This window comes from Micromonospora sp. NPDC005203, assembly GCF_042872705.1.
Taxonomy (GTDB): domain Bacteria; phylum Actinomycetota; class Actinomycetes; order Mycobacteriales; family Micromonosporaceae; genus Micromonospora.
The window spans coordinates 143,817-161,915 of record NZ_JBIAKV010000013.1 but is presented as its reverse complement, the minus strand read 5'-3'; the positions used below and the strand labels follow the sequence as shown (position 1 = coordinate 161,915).

General features: G+C 70.5%; 18 protein-coding genes, 1 pseudogene and 1 riboswitch. Of the genes and pseudogenes, 9 read left to right on the top strand and 10 right to left on the bottom strand.

All coding sequences use genetic code 11. The features are described 5' to 3' along the window. The first annotated feature begins 11 nt into the window (after nt 1-11). Nucleotides 12-686: a DUF6624 domain-containing protein gene (locus tag ACFYPM_RS25520; RefSeq protein ID WP_387201706.1), complete on the top strand. Its 675-nt coding sequence runs from the start codon at nt 12-14 to the stop codon at nt 684-686. A 39-nt stretch (nt 687-725) separates the two neighbouring features. Here ACFYPM_RS25520 and ACFYPM_RS25515 read toward each other — a convergent pair whose 3' ends face one another. Both ACFYPM_RS25515 and ACFYPM_RS25510 read right to left on the bottom strand, forming a co-directional pair. Next, nucleotides 726-1,085 carry a hypothetical protein gene (locus tag ACFYPM_RS25515; RefSeq protein WP_387201703.1) on the bottom strand — a complete coding sequence of 120 codons (360 nt, stop codon included), beginning with the start codon at nt 1,083-1,085 and terminating at the stop codon, nt 726-728. 141 nt (nt 1,086-1,226) lie between these two features. Further along, complete coding sequence (locus ACFYPM_RS25510) at nt 1,227-1,925, bottom strand: TetR/AcrR family transcriptional regulator (protein WP_387201700.1); 699 nt, start codon at nt 1,923-1,925, stop codon at nt 1,227-1,229. Nucleotides 1,926-1,987: 62 nt separating this feature from the next. Here ACFYPM_RS25510 and ACFYPM_RS25505 point away from each other — a divergent pair, with 62 nt between their 5' ends. The 5 genes from ACFYPM_RS25505 (at nt 1,988) to ACFYPM_RS25485 (ending at nt 7,128) form a co-directional block, all read left to right on the top strand. Beyond that, entirely contained in the window at nt 1,988-2,824 is an 837-nt protein-coding gene (locus ACFYPM_RS25505) for an alpha/beta fold hydrolase (protein WP_387201697.1), read from the top strand. Between the two features lie 50 nt (nt 2,825-2,874). Further along, entirely contained in the window at nt 2,875-3,822 is a 948-nt protein-coding gene (locus ACFYPM_RS25500; RefSeq protein WP_387201694.1) for an ion transporter, read from the top strand. Nucleotides 3,823-3,899: 77 nt separating this feature from the next. After that, complete coding sequence (locus tag ACFYPM_RS25495) at nt 3,900-5,069, top strand: acyl-CoA dehydrogenase family protein (RefSeq protein ID WP_387201691.1); 1,170 nt, start codon at nt 3,900-3,902, stop codon at nt 5,067-5,069. After that, on the top strand, nt 5,069-5,914 hold the full coding sequence (locus ACFYPM_RS25490; protein ID WP_387201688.1) for a phosphate/phosphite/phosphonate ABC transporter substrate-binding protein: 846 nt from the start codon (nt 5,069-5,071) through the stop codon (nt 5,912-5,914). Before ACFYPM_RS25495 ends, ACFYPM_RS25490 begins: the two co-directional genes overlap by 1 nt. Further along, nucleotides 5,911-7,128, top strand: a complete 1,218-nt coding sequence (locus ACFYPM_RS25485) for a ferritin-like domain-containing protein (RefSeq protein ID WP_387201685.1) — start codon at nt 5,911-5,913, stop codon at nt 7,126-7,128. The genes ACFYPM_RS25490 and ACFYPM_RS25485 overlap by 4 nt, the downstream gene beginning before the upstream one ends. Before the next feature lie 64 nt (nt 7,129-7,192). Here ACFYPM_RS25485 and ACFYPM_RS25480 read toward each other — a convergent pair whose 3' ends face one another. Together ACFYPM_RS25480 and ACFYPM_RS25475 are read right to left on the bottom strand one after the other, a co-directional pair. Then, on the bottom strand, nt 7,193-7,543 hold the full coding sequence (locus ACFYPM_RS25480) for a DUF1330 domain-containing protein (RefSeq protein WP_357239622.1): 351 nt from the start codon (nt 7,541-7,543) through the stop codon (nt 7,193-7,195). Nucleotides 7,544-7,666: 123 nt separating this feature from the next. Continuing rightward, nucleotides 7,667-8,257: a TetR/AcrR family transcriptional regulator gene (locus ACFYPM_RS25475; RefSeq protein ID WP_387201681.1), complete on the bottom strand. Its 591-nt coding sequence runs from the start codon at nt 8,255-8,257 to the stop codon at nt 7,667-7,669. A 111-nt stretch (nt 8,258-8,368) separates the two neighbouring features. Between ACFYPM_RS25475 and ACFYPM_RS25470 the strand changes: the two genes are divergently transcribed. After that, on the top strand, nt 8,369-8,722 hold the full coding sequence (locus ACFYPM_RS25470) for a TraR/DksA family transcriptional regulator (RefSeq protein ID WP_387201678.1): 354 nt from the start codon (nt 8,369-8,371) through the stop codon (nt 8,720-8,722). 274 nt (nt 8,723-8,996) lie between these two features. Here the strand turns inward: ACFYPM_RS25470 and ACFYPM_RS25465 are convergent. After that, nucleotides 8,997-9,422: pseudogene (locus ACFYPM_RS25465) on the bottom strand (FAD-dependent oxidoreductase); the annotation flags it as partial. Nucleotides 9,423-9,502: 80 nt separating this feature from the next. Further along, nucleotides 9,503-10,000: a GNAT family N-acetyltransferase gene (locus ACFYPM_RS25460; protein ID WP_387201675.1), complete on the bottom strand. Its 498-nt coding sequence runs from the start codon at nt 9,998-10,000 to the stop codon at nt 9,503-9,505. Nucleotides 10,001-10,094: 94 nt separating this feature from the next. Between ACFYPM_RS25460 and ACFYPM_RS25455 the strand changes: the two genes are divergently transcribed. Beyond that, nucleotides 10,095-10,436, top strand: coding sequence for an ArsR/SmtB family transcription factor (locus ACFYPM_RS25455; protein ID WP_387201672.1), 342 nt, complete (start codon nt 10,095-10,097; stop codon nt 10,434-10,436). Between the two features lie 189 nt (nt 10,437-10,625). Here the strand turns inward: ACFYPM_RS25455 and ACFYPM_RS25450 are convergent, their stop codons facing one another. Together ACFYPM_RS25450 and eno are read right to left on the bottom strand one after the other, a co-directional pair. Further along, on the bottom strand, nt 10,626-11,663 hold the full coding sequence (locus ACFYPM_RS25450) for a hypothetical protein (protein WP_387201669.1): 1,038 nt from the start codon (nt 11,661-11,663) through the stop codon (nt 10,626-10,628). Between the two features lie 111 nt (nt 11,664-11,774). After that, on the bottom strand, nt 11,775-13,040 hold the full coding sequence (gene eno, locus ACFYPM_RS25445) for a phosphopyruvate hydratase (RefSeq protein WP_387201666.1): 1,266 nt from the start codon (nt 13,038-13,040) through the stop codon (nt 11,775-11,777). Nucleotides 13,041-13,158: 118 nt separating this feature from the next. On the opposite strand from eno, the gene ACFYPM_RS25440 reads away from it, so the two are divergent. Then, nucleotides 13,159-14,073: a MerR family transcriptional regulator gene (locus ACFYPM_RS25440; RefSeq protein ID WP_387201663.1), complete on the top strand. Its 915-nt coding sequence runs from the start codon at nt 13,159-13,161 to the stop codon at nt 14,071-14,073. Between the two features lie 183 nt (nt 14,074-14,256). Here the strand turns inward: ACFYPM_RS25440 and ACFYPM_RS25435 are convergent, their stop codons facing one another. Next, the gene (locus tag ACFYPM_RS25435) at nt 14,257-15,252 is read right to left on the bottom strand and encodes a ribonucleotide-diphosphate reductase subunit beta (protein WP_387201832.1); all 996 of its coding nucleotides are present in this window, start codon (nt 15,250-15,252) and stop codon (nt 14,257-14,259) included. 53 nt (nt 15,253-15,305) lie between these two features. Beyond that, nucleotides 15,306-17,630 (bottom strand): ribonucleoside-diphosphate reductase subunit alpha, encoded by a 2,325-nt coding sequence (locus ACFYPM_RS25430; protein ID WP_387201829.1) that lies wholly within the window; start codon nt 17,628-17,630, stop codon nt 15,306-15,308. 195 nt (nt 17,631-17,825) lie between these two features. Continuing rightward, nucleotides 17,826-18,043: riboswitch (cobalamin riboswitch) on the bottom strand. Between the last annotated feature and the right edge of the window lie 56 nt (nt 18,044-18,099).

Genomic DNA, 18,099 nt, shown 5'->3' with positions numbered 1-18,099 from the left:
CAATCGGCGACGTGAAGCTCCCGTCGCCGGTCGCGGTGCCGCTGGTGGCGTTGCTGACTCTCGCCGCCTGCGGCACCTCGCCCAGGTCGGCCGGCGACTCACCGAGCAGCGCGCCGCCGGCATCTCCCATCGCGACCCCGTCCGCGTTGGTCCGCTCACCCGTCGTCCATTCCCCCGTTGTCCGGTCCCCCGTCGCCTACGACCGGGCGCTGCACGACGAGTTGATCGCGATGCTGCGCCGCGACCAGGCCGACCGTGAGGGCACGCCGCAGAGCGAGTCGGACCAGGCCCGCACCGCCCGCTTGAAGGACATCATCCGCACGCACGGCTGGCCGACCTTCGCGCTGGTCGGCGAGGACGGCGGCAACGCCGCGTGGGCGATCGCCCAGCACTCCGACCTGGATCCGGCCTTCCAGCAGCAGGCACTGGACCTGCTGCGCACAGCGGTGGCCGACCGGCAGGCGTCGCCGGGCAACCTGGCCTACCTGGAGGACCGGGTCGCGGCGGGCAAGGGCGAGCCCCAGGTGTACGGGACGCAGGTCCGCTGCGGTCCGGACGGTCCCGTGCCAGCGACTCCGATCACCGACGAGCCGGGCGTCGAACAACGTCGGGCCGACGCCGGACTTCCCACGCTGGCCAGCTACCTGAGCGAGATGACCACGATCTGTGCGCAGGACGCCAACTAGAGCGCCGCCCACCGGCGTCGCCCGCCCGGCGTACGGCGTCTACTCCGCCTCGTCCTCCTGGTCGGTGAGCTCGGCCAACACGTCGGCGGCGTCCCGACTGCCCGCGTCGGCGAGCCGTCGAAGCTCACCGACGTCGGCCCGCTCCGCCGCCAGCTCGACGAGCTGGTCGACCGCGTCCCGGTCGCCCCGATCGGCCAGACGCCGCAGCTCGTCCATGTCGCCGAGCTCGCTGGCCAGCTCGACGAGTTGCGCCGCCGCGTCGGCGTTGCCGCTCTCGGCGAGCTGGCGCAGCTCTGCCAGGTCACCCCGTTCACTGGCAAACTCGACGAGCTGGTCGACCGCGTCCCGGTCACCGTTCGCGGCCCGTTCCCGCAGGCCGGCAAGATCAGAATCTGCCATCGCACACCTCTCCCCAGCGCACGCGCGACCTTCTCGTCGCCGTCGACGCTCACCGGCCGGTCTCGCCGCCATCGAAAACCTAGACCAGTTGGGGCCACGCCGGAGGACGGAACGGGGGACGCCACCTGTGCGCCAGCCCCGTCAGCCCGCCTCGAACGGCTCGGCGAGCAGCAGACCGCTCAGCAGACCGCGCAGGGCCCGCTCGAAGAGATCCGTTCGGGGCGCGGGCGCGGAGGGCTGGCGGAACGCCGCGACCAGGTGCGGGTACGCCGCGAGGTCGGCACCGGCGAAGCTGAACGCCCCGGAGGCGGCCTCGCTGCGGGCGAAGAGGGTCACCACGCCGTTCATCATCGCGATCGCCTCGAACTTCGCGGTGACAACTGCCGGCACCGGCTCCAGGATCCGAAGGCAGTTGTCGAACCAGGCCAGGCTCTCGGGACCGATGCCGGACGTCCGGTGACTCATCTCGATCAGCCACGGATGCGCACGGTGCAGCGCCAACTGCCGGCGGCCCAACAGCAGCATCGAGTCCAGCCAGCCCTCCTCGGCCTCCGGATAGGGCCGTAACTCCCCCACGACCCGGTCGGTCATCAGGTCCAGGAGATCGTCGCGTGACGACAGGTAGCGGTAGAGGGATCCCGCGCCGGTGCCGAGCGCGCCGGCGACAGCGCGCATCGACACCGCGGCAAGCCCTTCGCTGTCCGCCAGGGCGATGGCGGCCACGACGATGGCGTCCCGGCTGTGCCCCGGGGCGGGGCCGCGGCTGCCGCGTTCGGGCCTGCTCCAGATCGGCTGCCGAGCGGAGTCGCCGTCGCCGGCTCCGGTGGATGCGTCGCTCACGGATCTACTGTAAACTGCAAACGTCGTTCGCAGTTGTTGTCGCCGCGGAAGGGTGGACGATCATGGAACGGATCAGCGCACGGGACGGCGCGAGCGTCGTACTGCACTCGACGGGAGACGGACCCGGCATCGTCGTGGTGCACGGCGGCGGTGTCACCATCGACGTCTACCGCCGGCTGGCCACGGCGCTCGCCGACCGGTTCACCGTGCATCTCTACAACCGACGGGGACGGGCCGACGCGCCACCCAGGTCGATGCCCTACACCCTGGAGCAGGAGATCGACGACCTCGCCGTGGTGCTGGAGCACACCGGGTCCGGCAACGTCATCGGCCACAGCTCCGGCGGTTTCATCGCGCTCGAGGCCGCGCTCCGCCTGCCCATCGACCGGCTCGCTCTCTACGACGCCGCGGTTTCCGTCGACGGCTTATTTCCGTCGGCATGGCTAGCATCCGCCCAATCAGCACTGCGGGCCGGTGACATCGCTCAGGGCCTCGCCATCACGGCCGCTGGCATCAACCCACAGATGGCGGCGGCAAGGCTCCCGCTCGGCTTACGGATCGCGATCATCCGCGCGTTCATGCGCACCCGGATCGGCCGGACGATGGCCGAGCTGCTGCCGTTGACGCTCGACGAGACGGCGCTGATCCGAGCGCACGACGGCCCGGCCAGCCAGTGGGCCGGGGTGACCGCCGACGTGCTGCTTACCTGCGGTGCCGATGGCCCGCCCTACTACCGCGACCTGAACGCGGCGCTGGCCCACGCGTTGCCGCGAGCGCGGACGTTGACAATTCCGCGCAGCGGCCATGACGCCGTCAACCGGGCGTACCCCAGAATTGTCGACCCGCTCGCCGAGTTCTTCGCGGCCCCGGTGGCCCCGGAGCGGACGAGCCACACCTGAGCAGGTCGGGCGGTCACCCGCGATCATTGATCTTGGCTAGGCTGGCGGGCATGCCCGCCAGCCCCGCGCCCACCCAGCGGCGTGAGCCGGGTCCACCCGAGCACCACCGATCCGCCTGGGCCAACCTCTGCGCCCGACTCGCCGGGTCGCGCCCCTTCGAGATCGTCATCGTGGTGGTCATCCTCGCCAACGGGGTTGTCCTCGGTCTGGAGACGTACGACGACCTGACACCGGCGGGCACCGCACTGCACTGGCTGGAGCTGCTCTTCCGGGCCGTCTTCGTCGTCGAGATCGGCGTCCGGCTGGCGGCGTACGGCAGGCGCCCGCAGGACTTCTTCCGGCACGGCTGGAACGTCTTCGACTTCGTGGTGATCGCGGCGATCTTCATACCGGGCCTGCACGGCGACCCCGCGCTGCTGCGCGTCGTGCGGGTCGCCCGGATGGTCCGGCTGGTGCGGTTCTCGCCGGGCCTGCGGACCATCGTCTCCGCGCTGTGGCGCAGCCTTCCGGGCGTGACCGGCTTCCTCGCCCTGGCCGTGGTGACGCTCTACGTCTACGGCATGGCCGGCTGGCTGATCTTCGGCAACCGCTACCCGGAGGAGTACGGCGACATCGGCAAGTCGCTGCTGACGTTGTTCGTGCTGCTGTCGCTGGAGACGCTGCCGGACCTCATCGAGCAGGGCATGGCCATCTCGCCGTGGACGCTGCTCTACTACGTCAGCTATGTGATCATCACCGTCAACCTGCTGCTCAACATCCTCATCGCCGTCATCGTCAACTCGATGGAGGAGGCACGCCGGTTGGAGATGACCGAACGGCTGGCCCCCGACTACGACGAGGACGGCGACGGCGTACCGGACGAGGTGGACCGCATCGCGCTCACCCAACGGCTGGACGACCTGCGGGCGGTCATCGCCGAGTTGGAGCGCGAGTTGCGGATCGACCGGGACGACGGGCACGGCCGGCCGCACCGCGACAGCACCCGCACCAGACGGTGATCCGACGCTCGCGCTACGTGCTCCCGTTCGGATAGTGTCGACGGCGGTCCCACCGCTTCGGCCGAAGGGGCACCAGCATGACGACCACTGTGGACAATGCCGATTCCAGCACCGATGTCGCGAGCACCCTCGGCAGCGTCATCGACGAGGTGATCCGCCCGCAGGCGACGGTTGTCGACCGGGAGGGGGCCTTCCCCCGATCGGGTGTCGACGCCCTCGCCGCGGCCGGCCTGCTCGGCCTGGCCTCCTCGACCGAGGTCGGTGGCGGCGGTCACGGCCTGCGCGTGGTCGCCGAGGTCGTCGAGCGGCTGGCCGCCGAGTGCGGGTCCACCGCGATGGTGGTGCTGATGCACTACGCGGCGACCGCCGTCATCGAGGCGCACGGCCCGCGCGAGGTCCGCGCCGCCATCGCCACCGGCGATCATCTCGCCACCTTGGCCTTCTCCGAGTACGGCTCGCGCAGCCACTTCTGGTCGCCGACCGGCACCGCGCGCACCACCGACGACGGCACGATCCGCCTCGACGCCCGCAAGAGCTGGGTCACCTCGGCCGGCGAGGCCAACAGCTACGTCTGGTCGAGCCTCCCGGTGGCCCCCGACGCCGGCCCGATGACGCTCTGGCTCGTTCCCGCCGACAGTCCCGGCCTGACCGTGAGCGGCGATTTCGACGGACTCGGCCTACGCGGCAACGGCTCCCGGCCGATGACCGCCGAAGGGCTCCCCGTCCCGTCGACAGCGATGATGTCGGCCGACGGCGCGGGGCTGGACACCGCGCTGGGCGCGGTCCTCCCCTGGTTCCTGGTGCTCAATGCCGCGTTCTGTCTCGGTCTGGCCGACAGCGCGGTCGCCGAGGCTGGCCAGCATCTCACCGCAACGACGCTCACCCACACCGGCGCGGCCCTGCGCGATGCTCCCGTCACCCGCCGCGACCTTGCCCGACTGATGATCCGCACCGATGCCCTGCGTGCCTTCCTGGGTGACACCGTCACCGCCCTCGAGACCGGCCGCGACGACGCCATGCTGCGGGTGCTGCAGGTCAAGGCCCTCGCCGGCGAGACCGTCGCCGACGTGACAGATGGCGCGATGCAGCTCTGCGGCGGCAGCGCGTTCCGCCGGGAGCTGGGCCTCGAGCGCCGTTTCCGCGACGCGCGCGCGGCCCGGGTGATGGCTCCGACCACCGACGCCCTGCTCGACTTCGTCGGTCGGGTCGCCACCGGGCTGCCCCTCTTCGACGTGGCCAACCGCTGATGCCGGTGCCAGCCGTTCTGATGGGCGCCGTCGCGTACGACCCCAAGGTGGTGACCATCTGGGAAGGATTCCGGGCCTGGCTGCGCGGGCGCGGCCTGGACTTCGACTTCGTCCTCTACTCGCACTACGAGCGGCAGGTCGAGGATCTCGTCGCCGGCCGGATCGACGCGGCCTGGAACTCGCCCCTGGCCTGGTTGCGGGCCGAACGCCTGGCGGCGGCTACCGGCACCGCCGTCCACGCGCTGACCATGCGCGACACCGACCAGGACCTCACCTCGGTCGTGGTGGTGCGCGCCGACTCACCGGTGCGACAGGTCGAGGAACTCGCCGGAAAACGGGTGGCTGTCGGCGCGGTCGACAGTCCACAGGCGACCCTGATTCCGCTGGAACACCTCGCGCGCGCCGGCGTCGAGGTCGACGTGCGCCGGTTCGACGTCGGTGTCGGCCTGCACGGCGACCACGTCGGCGGGGAGCGCGACGCAGCCCGCGCCCTGGTGGCCGGGGAGGTCGACGCCGCCTGCATGATCGACGCCAACCATCTGGCGTTCGTGCGGGAGGGCACGCTGCCGCCCGAGGGCACCCGGATCGTCGGGCAGACCGCGCGCTACGACCACTGCAACATGACGGTACGCGTACCGGAGTCCGCCGGGGTCCAGCTCTTCGGCACGCTGCTGCTCGGCATGTCGTACGCCGATCCGCAGGTGCGTCCGCTGCTCGACCTGGAGGGGCTGACGGCCTGGAAGGACGGCCGCACCATCGGGTACACGCTGCTCGCCAGGGCGGTCGACGTCGGCGGGTTCTACTCTCCCGACGGGCGGGTGACGGCCACGGACTATCGGCCGTGAGCGGAGCACCGGCCGCCGACGTCGAGGTCCACCTCGGCGACCTGGGCTTCGGCCGGGGCGCGCACCTGCTGGTGCAACGCGCTCTGGCCGGCCTGCCACCGGGAGGCCGGGTGGCGGTGCGTGGCCGTGACCCGGCGCTGCGCGTACACCTGCCGGTCTGGTGCCGTGGCCGGGGTCATCGGGTCGAGTGGCCGGATCCGGGTGACCGGAGCGACCTCGTCGCGGTGGTGGTCCGCGGATCGGCGGATGACGACCGCTGGTTCGGCGCGGAGCGGGCCGGGCCGGCCCTCCCGTCGGCGCTCAGCAGCCGTCCGCCCGCGCGGTGGGGGCTCGGCGCCCGGGGCGCCCTCCTCGAAGCCGGTGGTCCGGAGGCCCGGTTCGACCTGGACGACCGCGACCTGGTGTGGGCCGACATCGCCCCCCACCTGTACGCGCAGGCCGCCGCCCGACAGTGGGACCCGCAGGCCGCAGTGCCGTGGGACGACCCGTTCGTGCTGCCGGCCGACGTCGAGGCCGCGGTGGTGCAGGTGATGACTTACCTGGTGGAGAACGAGCAGGCCGCGCTCGTCGTACCGGCCCGGTTCGTGGGGCGCATCCACCCGCACTTCCGGGAGGTGGTGCAGCTTCTGGCCGTGCAGATGGCCGACGAGGCCCGGCACATGGAGGTCTTCAGCCGGCGCGCACTGCTGCGCGGCGTCGAGTTGGGCACGTCGTCGGCGGGCGGCCGGCAGTCGCTGTTCACGCTCGTCGCGGAGTCGGACTTCGCCCTGGCGTCGTTCCTGCTCTCCGTGCTCGGCGAGGGCAGCTTCGTCGATCTGCTCTCGTTTCTGCACGAGAACGCCCCGGACCCGGTGACACGTCGGATCTGCTGGCTCGCCAGGCAGGACGAGCGCCGGCACGTGCTGTTCGGCATGGCGCACCTGGAGCATCAGGCACAACTGGACCCGCTGCTGCGGGATCGGCTGCGGGCGGCCATCCACCGCCGCCACGACGCGCTCGTCGACACCGCCGGACTCAACGCGGACGTCTTCGACGCGCTCGTGGTGCTCGCCTCGGGTGGCTGGCACCCGGACGACGTGTCCGCCGGCCACGACCGGGTGCAGGCTCTGCAACACGCGATGGATCAGGGCCGCCAGCGCCGCTTGGTACGCCTGGGCTTCCGGCCAGACGAGGCCGCCGCCCTCTCCGCCCTGCACACCCGCAACTTCATGTAGGCGATCCCCGCGCACGGCCACGGCATGCGCGGGGATCGCTGGACGGCAGGTCAGGCAGCGCTGCTCACTGGCCGAGCAGGGTCCGGATCTGACCCGCGTAGCCGGCCACCGTGAAGTCCGGGCCGACGGAGTCCACCAGGATCAGGTCGTTGATGGTGTGCGCGACCCGCAGCGACAGGATGGCCTGGTATTCGGGCGAGTTGTACCAGGTCCTGGCGGTGTCCGCGTCCGGGAACTCGATCAGCACGACCGAGCCGGGCCAACTGCCCTCAATGACCTGCACCTCGGCGTCCAGGACGAGCCACTTGGCGCCGTACGGCTCGGTGGTGGCCTGCACCTGCTCCAGGTAACGCAGGGACTCCTCGGTCGGCACACCGCCGGGGATACGCAGGTGGTTGATCAGATAGGTGCTCATGTCGCACTCCTCAACGTGGGTGTTGGTTTGCCGGTCGAAAAGTACGACCGGTCGTCTTGGAACCGGTAGACGCTGCGGTAGCTGGCCTGCCGCGCGCGTCAGTGCGGTGGGGACCGACGCGGATCAGGCGAGGATCCGCGTCAGGGTGATGGTGAGAAACTCGTGGAGGGCGGTCAGGTCACCGGAAGCCTTCGCCCGTGCTGCCGCACCCTCGTAGCTGGAGACGATGAAGCCGGCCAGGTCACCGGCAGGCTCGTCACCGTGCAGCTCACCGGCGGCACGTGCCTGCTCGATCGTCACGGCGAGCGCGGCGACCCAGCGGCCGAAGCCGGCATCGACGGCGGTGCGCAGGACGTCGCTGTGCGCCGGGATCTCACTGGCGAAGTTGCCGAGCAGACAGCCGCGATCCCCCATGGTGTCGCCGAGGCCGGTGATGTAACGGAGGTGGTTGACGATCCGCTCGCGCGGCGTGCCGCCCCGCTTCTCGTCCAGCATCTCCAGCCCCATCGCCGCCGAGTATCTCGCCACCGAGTTGAGGGCGAGATCCTCCTTGCTGGCGAAATGGTTGTAGAAGGTGCCCTTGGGCGCTCCGGCGGCGGCGACGATGTCCTGAACGCTCGTCCCGTTGTAGCCACGCAGATGGAACAGATCCAGCGCGGCGTCGGACAACCGCTGCCTGGTCCCGGCGGAGGCTGGCGACGTGGGTCGTGGCATGTCGGGACGCTCCTTCGCTCGGGTGCTGGCTGACATCAATTACAATATGACCGGTCGTCTCAGATTGCCAGTGATGTGACCACGGTCATCCCCGCAGTACCGTGGAGGGCCATGACCAGCGACCCCAGCACGACCCGCGAGGCTCTGCTGCGGCTGCGTGAGCAGACCGATGCCCAGGCCGCCACCCTGGAGGGCGACCTACGCAGCCTCTTCGAGGCGTCCCGGTCGTCGAACGCCGACGACGAACACGACCCCGAGGGCAGCACTATCGCCTTCGAACGCGCGCAGCTCACCGCCGTCCTGGACGGCACCCGCCGACGGCTGGCCGAGTTGGACGTCGCGCTCCGGGGGATCGACGACGGCAGCTACGGTATTTGCGAACGATGCTCCCGACCGATTCCCGCCGAACGACTCGTCGCCCGCCCGTCGGCGCGAACGTGTGTCGCCTGCGCCAGCCGGCGGTGACGGATGCCTGCCGGCCGGGGCGGTGGTCCGCCCCACCACGCCCGGCCGGCGCGAGGCGCACTTCCGGGGACGTTCTGCCCCGGCTGCCCGGCGCCTCGCCCTGATGACTCCGGGAGCCGCGCCCGCGCCGGGCACCGTCGTACCCGGTGACCAGCTGCAACAGCCTCCTGCGGGCACGGCGGCGAGGGCGATGAGGCTGATCGGTGCGGACCGCAGCCCTGCGGAGATGCCGGTGGACCCTCCACGCCCCGTCGGGTCCGGCCCGCAGCAGTTGTCGCCGTTCACCACGTCGGGCGCGGGCGCACAGTTCCTCGCCGTCGGCGGGGCGGAGCAGCAACGGTGTGGTGTCGCGGCCGGCGGTGCGCAGCCGGTCGAGGCCGAGCCGGCTGATCGCCTCGACGTGTGCCCCGTAGCGCACGTGCGGCCTGAGCTGCGGCAGCTCCGCGAGGGGTCGTAGGTAGTCGCCGACCAGCTCCGCGCCGGTGGGCAGGTCATCCAGGCCGGGGGCGACCCAACCGGCCGCGTCGAGGAGCCGACGGGCGGCCGGATCGATGTTGTACCGCCAGGGTGAGAAGACGCCTACGTGCCCCCACTGCGCGACGGCGGCACCGGGGGCGTCGCCGGCTTCGAGGACGACGAAGGTCAGGCCCCGCTCGTGCAGGTGCGCGGCGGCGGCGAGGCCGGTCGGGCCGGCGCCCATGACGACGACGGGAAGGCCGTCCAGGGCGTTCATCAGGTAACTCCTCGTGGTGGTGGTCGGGTCGGAGCGGCGTGGGCTCATCAGGTGATGACAGGGCTGCGGCGTTCGAGGAGGACGACGTCACGCCAGCGGTCGTGGTGGCGGCCGACCCGCTCGCGTACGCCGATGACCCGGAACCCGGCCCGCTGGTGCAGCCTGAGGCTGGCGACGTTCTCCGGGAAGATCCCGGACTGGATCGTCCAGATGCCGGCGGCCTCGGTGGAGGAGATCAGTGCGTCCAGCAGCAGGCGGGCGACGCCACGGCCCTGGGCGGCCGGGTCCACGTAGACGGAGTGTTCGACCACGCCGGCGTAGACCGCGCGGGTCGAGGTCGGCGAGACGGCGATCCAGCCGACGATGCCGCCGTCGTGGCCGAGGGCCACGAAGCGGTGCTCGGCCAACCGTGCCGCGTCGAAGGCCGCCCACGTCGGCGCCGTGATTTCGAAGCTGGCGTTGCCTGCGTCCAGACCGGCCTGGTAGATCGCCAGGACCCGGTCGGCATCGGTGTCGGTCATGGGTCGGGCGGTGATGTCGACCATCGGCAGATTCCCTTCGAGGAGATCAAGAAGACTGTCTTGACGTTCATCGAATCAGACAGTTGCCCACTGATTAGATAAGTGTCAACCTAGAGGAATGTCGAATCAAGCAGCGCCGGACTGCTGCCCCTCGCTGACCGAGCGGCGCGTACCCGCCGAGGCCGCCGCGGTGCTCGCGCCCGCGTTCAAGGCTCTCGGCGACCCGGTGCGGCTGCAACTGCTGTCGATGATCGCCTCCGCCGGGAGCGGGGAGATCTGCGTCTGCGATCTGACCCCCGCGTTCGACCTGACCGGCCCGACCATCTCGCACCACCTCAGGACGCTGCGCGAGGCGGGGCTGGTCGACGCCGAACGCCGAGGCACCTGGGTCTACTACCGCGCCCGGCCGGCCCTCCTGCGCCAGCTCGCCGCGCTGCTCACCGTGACACCGGCGACATGACAGCGACAATTCGGCACGACCCCGCCGAGAGCGCCGTCGGTGGCCGGCCTGGACAGCGCGCTGGAAGCGGCGGGTGGAGAAGCTCCTCGCCGAACTGCGCCCCACCGCCTGACCGCGCCAGCGGTGATCGGGGAGCGACACCTCGACGGCCCTCCGATCACCGCAACCGCCGACGAAGCCCTCGCCGCGCTACCGCCGCGCCCGCGCGGGCACCACCGTGACGACCTGCGTGCGGGTCGAGCTCTCGGCGATGAACGGGTCGCTCGACCAGAAACTGGTGTGGAGGTATCCCGTCTGGGAGGGGGCCAGGTCGAGTGCGAACCGCCCCTTGGCATTTGTGTTCACAAACCCGTACTGGTTGTAGCAGCCGTTGTCGTCGCACAGCACGAACAGGATCGCGAAGGCCTGGTTGGGGAGCGGGGCCCAACCGGACGGGGTGAGCCAGGACAGCCGGCCGCTGGCCCGGACGGTCTCGCCGGCGACGATGCGGGTGCGGTCCACCGTCGCGGTGACGCGCGTCTTGCGAGGCACGATCGGCAACTGGAAGTAGACCGGTTCAGACTGCTCGAAGCCGAGTTCGCCGTAGGAACCCGCGTACTGCACCATCACTTCCGAGTTGTAGGCGTACAGGGTGACGGTCCCGGTGAACGAACCGTCGGCCGCCGTACGCACCGGCGGAGAGCCGACGCCCGCGTTGATGTCGACAGGGACGTCGGCGAGCGGCCGGATCTCGCCGGTGCCCGGCCAGCGTCCCTTGAGGACACCCCGTGCGGTCACCTCACGGTGGTCGTAGTCGATGGTGCTGCGGTCGATGGTGACGTCCTCCAGGAAGGTGGCAACCCGGTAGTTGAGCCAACCGGCCAGGTCCTTCCGTACGTGGTTGCCCGCGGTGTCGGTGACCTCGACGTGGACCCAGTGGTCGCCGAGTTCGTCGAAGATCAACGGCGTCGGCGTCGCCCAGATGGTGGCCTCCGGTGTCTCCGAGTCGACGACGAAATCCGAGGTCTGGGCGATGGGGACGCCGTAATCGGTGACGATCTCCGCGCGAATCTCGGCAACCGGCTGCGTCGAGGTGATGGAGACGAACAACCTGCCCCGATCACTCCCCGACGAACCGTAGGCGCTGTTGACCCGCAGGAGGTCGGCGGCCTGGGCAGGTGCCGGCGCGGCGCTGACGACCAGCGCCGCGCCGAGCAGACTGGCAGCGAGAATTGACGTTCTCTTCATGGAACCCCCGTTGGAAGCCCGTCGAATCGACGGAAGTGAACCTCCAGTTATAGAGGCCGGGGCGCTGCCAGGCAATCGACGCAGAGCAACGAGGATGCCGAGGTCGTGCTCTCAGCGACTTCCCGCGTAGACGGCGCGGTCGCCCAGCTCCTCCTCGATGCGGATGAGCTGGTTGTACTTGGCTGTGCGGTCCGAGCGCGACAGCGAGCCGGTCTTGATCTGCCCGCAGCCGACGCCCACCGCCAGGTCGGCGATTGTGGTGTCCTCGGTCTCCCCGGAGCGGTGTGACAGCACCACCCGGTAGCCCGCCTTGTGGGCGGCGTCCACCGTCGCGAGGGTCTCGGTGAGCGTGCCGATCTGGTTGACCTTGACAAGGATCGCGTTGGCGTAACCGCCCTCGATCCCGTCGCGCAGCCGGTCGACGTCGGTGCAGAAGACGTCGTCGCCGACCAACTGCACCCGCTCCCCCGCCACCGCGGTCAGCCGCTGCCACCCGGCGAAGTCGTCCTCGGCCATCGGGTCCTCGATCGAACTGATCGGGTACCGGGCGAGCAGGTCCACCAGGTAGTCGATGTGCTCCTCGACCGTGCGCTGACGCCCCGCACCGACGTAGTCGTAGACGCCGTCGCGGAAGAACTCCGAGCTGGCCGGATCGAGACAGATCGTCAGGTCGGTGCCGGGCTCGTACCCGGCGTCCTCGATGGCGCGCAGCACGAAACGCAGCGCCTCGTCGGCGTCCGTGACGTTCGGCGCGAAGCCGCCCTCGTCACCGACGTTGGTGCTGTGCCCGGCCGCCGCGAGGGACCTCCGGAGGGTGTGGAAGACCTCGGCGCCCATCCGGACCGCCTCGGCGAACGTCCGCGCCCCGACCGGGGCGATCATGAACTCCTGGAAGTCGAGCGGGTTGTCGGCGTGCGCGCCGCCGTTGATGATGTTCATCATCGGCACCGGCAGCAGGCGGGCGCCGACGCCACCCACGTAGCGGTACAGCGGCTGCCGGTGTGCCGATGCCGCCGCCTTCGCGGTCGCCAGGGAGACCGCCAGGATCGCGTTGGCACCCAGCCGGCCCTTGTCCTTCGACCCGTCGAGAGCGATCATCGTCTCGTCGATCAGCGCCTGGTCCTCCGCGTCGAGTCCGAGCACCGCGTCGGCGATCTCGCCGGTCACCGCGGCGACGGCCGTCGTGACGCCCTTGCCGTGAAAACGCGTGTCGTCGCCGTCGCGCAGCTCGACCGCCTCGTTCGCTCCCGTCGACGCACCGGAGGGCACGGCCGCCCGGCCGGTCGACCCGTCGGCGAGGACCACGTCGGCCTCCACGGTCGGGTTGCCCCTGCTGTCGAGGATCTGCCGAGCCCACACCCGACTGATTGCCGTCATCACACACTCCCTGTTCAAGCTGCCTTTTCGCCGCCAGACTGGCAGGAAACGGCGGCCCTGGCACCGCGACGATCGACACGTTGACCCGTACCCCGGGGTGCGGGTTTAGGGTCGCGGGATGCGGGTGGGTGAGCTGGCACGACGGACCGGGACCACGGTCCGGGCCTTGCGGTACTACGAGTCGGCCGGCCTGGTCGTGCCCCGGAGGCTGGGCAACGGCTACCGGGAGTACGACCCGATCGCGGTGCGGCTGGTGGCCCAGATCCGCGAGTTGATGGCGCTCGGCCTCACCGTGGAGGAGACCCGCCCGTTCGTCGAGTCGATCGCCGGTGGCGCCGACGACGCCGACGTGTGCGCGGCGGCGGTGGCGACGTACCGCAGCACCATCACCGGCCTACAGGAGCGGATCGGCAAACTGACCGCCCAGCGGGACGCGCTGGACGCCCGCCTCGACGCGGCCGCGACCCAGGTCGTGCCCGGCAGCGCGGCGGTCGGCACCGACCCCGCCGCGCTGGTCGGCACCCGCCTGCCGCCCCTGTCCTTCTACGGCACCGACGGCCGCCCGGTCGACCTCGGCGCGCTCGGCGTCGGGCGCACCGTCATCTTCGTGTACCCCCTGACCGGGCGGCCGGGTGTCGACCTGCCCAACGGGCTGCTGGAGGTCCACGGCGCCCGGGGCAGCACCGAGCAGGCCGCCTGGTTCCGCGACCACCACGCGGAGCTCCGCGCGGCCGGCGCGGCCCGGGTGTACGGCCTGTCCGCGCAGTCGACCGGGTACCAGCGGGAACTCGCACACCGGCTGCGGCTGCCGTACCCGCTGATTCCCGACCCGCGGCTGACCCTGGCCGCCGCACTGCGGCTGCCCACCCGCACCGCCGGCGACATGACGCTCTACGAGCGGTTGACGCTGATCATCGCCGACGGCGAGGTCGAACACGTCTTCCATCCGATTCCGGACCCGGCGTCGCACCCGCTGCACGTGATGCGGTGGCTCACCAAGCGACGCGAGGCCCCCGGATCGGTCGCCGCCTAGAAGTCGTCGTCGAACTCGCCACAACCCCGTGCTCGAAGAGACCGGACCGCCCCCCGTCCGCGCCGATCTTGCAGTTTCAGTCGCCGATTTGCGCGCAATGCCCTCTTATGTCGCGACAGAAAGTGCAAGATCGCGGGGACGGGGGGCGGGGCGTTCCGCGCGGGAGACACGGGGCCGCCGTCGTTAGAAGTCGTCGTCGAAGGCGACGGTGCCTTCCACCCCGACCTGGTACGCCGACACCCGCCGCTCGAAGAAGTTGGACAGCTCCTGCACGTCCTGCAACTCCATGAAGCCGAACGGGTTGCTCGACCCGTAGTGCGGGGCGATGCCGAGCTGGACCAGGCGGCGGTCGGCGACGTGCTGGAGATACTCCCGCATGTCGGCCAGCGTCAGGCCGGGCACCCCGTGGCCCACCAGGTCCTCGGCGAACTGCACCTCGCACTCGACGGCCTCGACGAGCATCTGCCGCACCTGGTCGGCGAGGTCGTCGTCGAACAGGTCCGGTTCCTCGGCGCGGACGGTGTCGACGACGTCGAACGCGAACGCCATGTGCATCGACTCGTCGCGGAACACCCAGTTGGTGCCGGAGGCCAGGCCGTGCAGCAGGCCCCGGGAGCGCAGGAAGTAGACGTACGCGAAGGCGCCGTAGAAGAACAGCCCCTCGATGCACGCGGCGAAGCAGATCAGGTTGAGCAGGAACGTCCGGCGGTCGTTCCGGGTCCGCAGCTCCCGCAGGTCGTTCAGGGAGTCGATCCAGCGGAAGCAGAACTCGGCCTTGCGACGGATCGAGGGGATGTTCTCGATGGCGGCGAAGGCCTCGAAGCGCTCGGTCTCGTCGGGCACGTACGTGTCGAGCAGGTTGAGGTAGAACTGGACGTGCACGGCCTCCTCGAACAGCTGCCGGGACAGGTAGAGGCGACCCTCGGGGCTGTTGACGTGCTGGTAGAGGTTGAGCACCAGGTTGTTGGCGACGATCGTGTCGCCGGTGGCGAAGAACGCCACCAGCCGGCTGACCAGGTGCCGCTCGGCCGGCGACAGCTTGTCCAGGTCGGCGAGGTCAGCGTGCAGGTCGACCTCCTCGACCGTCCAGGTGTTGCGGATGGCGTCGCGAAACCTGTCGAAGAAGTGCGGGTAGCGCATCGGGCGCAGGGTGAGGTCCATCCCGGGGTCGAGCAGCATGTGCGTGGTCCTCGTGTCGGTGGTGGCGGCGGCGGTACGGGCGTCGGTGGCGGTCACTGGCAGGCCTCGCACGACTCGGGGTTCTCCAGCGAGCAGGCCAGCGCCTCCGCGTCGACGGCGACGGCGACGGGTGCGACAGCACTGACGGTGGCCTGTTGGATCCGGGTGGCGGGCCGCGAGCGCAGGTAGTACGTGGACTTCAGCCCGACCTTCCAGGCGTACAGGTACATCGAGGAGAGCTTGCCGATGGTCGGCGCGGCCAGAAACAGGTTCAGCGACTGGGACTGGTCGATGAACGGGGCGCGGGCGGCGGCCAGGTCGATCAGCGCCCGCTGCGGCAGTTCCCAGGCGGTGCGGAACAACTCCCGGACGCCGGCCGGCAGCTCGGCGATGTCCTGCACCGATCCCTCCGCCCGCTTGATCGCCGAGCGGATCCGCTTGGTCCACAGACCGCGGGCCTTCAACTCGCGGACCAGAGCGGTGTTGACCTGGAGGAACTCCCCCGACAGGGTCTCGCGCTTGAACAGGTTGGACACCTGCGGCTCGATGCACTCGTAGCACCCGGCGATCGAGGCGATGGTCGCGGTCGGCGCGACCGCCACGAGCAGCGAGTTGCGCAGCCCGTCCGTCGCAACCCGCTGGCGCAGCGCGTCCCAGCGCGCGGTCTGCGTACCCTCGACACCCCACAGGTCCGGCTGGAGGTGGCCCCGCGCGGCGCGGGTCTGCGGGTACGCCGGGTGCGCGCCGAAGCGACGCGCCAGGTCGGCGGAGGTCTCCAGCGCGGTCAGGTACAGCTCCTCGCTGATCCGGGTGGACAGCTCCCGTGCGGCCGGGGAGTCGAACGGCAGCCGCAGCGCGAAGAAGACGTCCTGCAGGCCCATCAGCCCGAGCCCGACCGGCCGCCAGCGGGGGTTGCTCGCCGCCGCCTGCTCGGTGGGGTAGTAGTTGATGTCGATGACCCGGTCCAGGAAGGTCACGGCGGTACGGACGGTGGCGCGCAGCCGCTCCCAGTCGATGCCGCCGTCGGTTAGGTGCGCGGCGAGGTTCACCGAGCCGAGGTTGCACACGGCGGTCTCGGCGTCGCTGGACACCTCGATGATCTCGGTGCACAGGTTGGACAGGTGCACCACGTTGCCGTCCTCGGCGGTCTGGTTGCACAGTCGGTTCGCGGCGTCCTTGAAGGTCATCCACCCGTTGCCGGTCTGGGCGAGGGTGCGCATCATCTTGCCGTACAGCTCTCGCGCCGGGACCTGCCGCACGTGGCGGCCCTGCGCCTCGGCCTGCCGGTACGCGGCGTCGAACCGCTCCCCCCACAGGTCGGGCAGCTCGGGTACCTCGTGCGGGTCGAACAGTGACCACACCTCGTCGGCCTCGACCCGGCGCATGAACTCGTCCGGGATCCAGTTGGCCAGGTTGAGGTTGTGGGTGCGGCGGGCGTCCTCACCGGTGTTGTCCCGCAGTTGCAGGAACTCCTCGATGTCCGGGTGCCACGGTTCCAGATAGACGCAGGCCGCGCCCTTGCGCCGGCCGCCCTGGTTGACCGCGGCGACGCTCGCGTCCAGCGTGCGCAGCCACGGCACGATCCCGTTGGACTGCCCGTTGGTGCCGCGGATCAGTGCACCCCTGGACCGGACCCGGGAGTACGCGATGCCGATGCCGCCGGCGAACTTGGACAGGTTGGCGACCTGGGCGTACCGCTGGTAGATGGAGTCCAACTCGTCGCGCGGAGAGTCGACCAGATAGCAGGAGGACATCTGGGTGTGTCGGGTGCCGGAGTTGAACAGTGTCGGCGAGCTGGGCAGATAGGCCAGGCTCGACATCAGTCGGTAGAAGCCGACCGCCTCGTCCGGCGTCTGGGACAGCCCGCAGGCCACCCGGAGCAGCCAGTACTGCGGGGTCTCCAGCACCAGCCGGCTGGTGGGGTGACGCAGCAGGTACCTGTCGTACACCGTGCGTAGGCCGAAGTACTCGAATCGTCGGTCGCCGTCGGGATCGACAGCGTGATCGAGCATCGGGGCGTGGGCGGCGACGAACACGGCGGTGTCGTCGCCGATCAGGCCCTCGGCGTGGCCGATCCGGATCGCCGCGCTGAACGAGGTGACGCCCTGTCGACGCACCTCCTTGTCGACGTAGCCGGACAGCAGCCGGGCGGCGAGGCGCGAGTACTGCGGTTCCTCACCGATCATCTCGGCGGCGGTCTGGATGGAGAGCCGGTCCAGTTCGGCCGTCGTCGCGCCGTCGTACAGGCCGCTGATCGTGCGGGTGGCGACCCGCATCGGGTCGACGTCGGCCAGGTCGTCGGCCCACCGCTCGACCGCACGGACGATCTTGTTGACGTCCACGGACTCGGTGGTGCCGTTGCGCTTGCGCACCTGCATCGGCGTGCGCCGCACGGCCGCGTCGCCGCGGACCGGGACTACCTCGGTGACTGTCACCACTCACTCCTCGCGAGTTCGAGACCTGATGGCCCCTCGAACGCGTGGAGACAGACACCGACGGACGCCACGCCGGCACGGCGTGGGTCAGGTGGCGTCGGCCGTCCCACGCGGCCTCGGACCGCCGCCCACCCGGGTGCGGGTACGCGGCGCGCTGGCAGGTCTTCGGACTCGTGGGCACGACCGGGTTGGCCGGTCTCCTACTGGCTGTCGCTTCCCAGGCCGCTTCGTGGCCCAGTGCTTCTGACGGCTGTCGTTCCCACTCACCGCTGCGGGACAGTCCCGGATTTCCACCGGGTTCCCTCTTACCTCGACCACTCCGGATGAGCGGCCGAACCAGCTGCGTTCGACACCATATATAGGGACGCTGCGGTTGTCACACCCCACATGTCGGTCTCGGGCGTGTTGACGG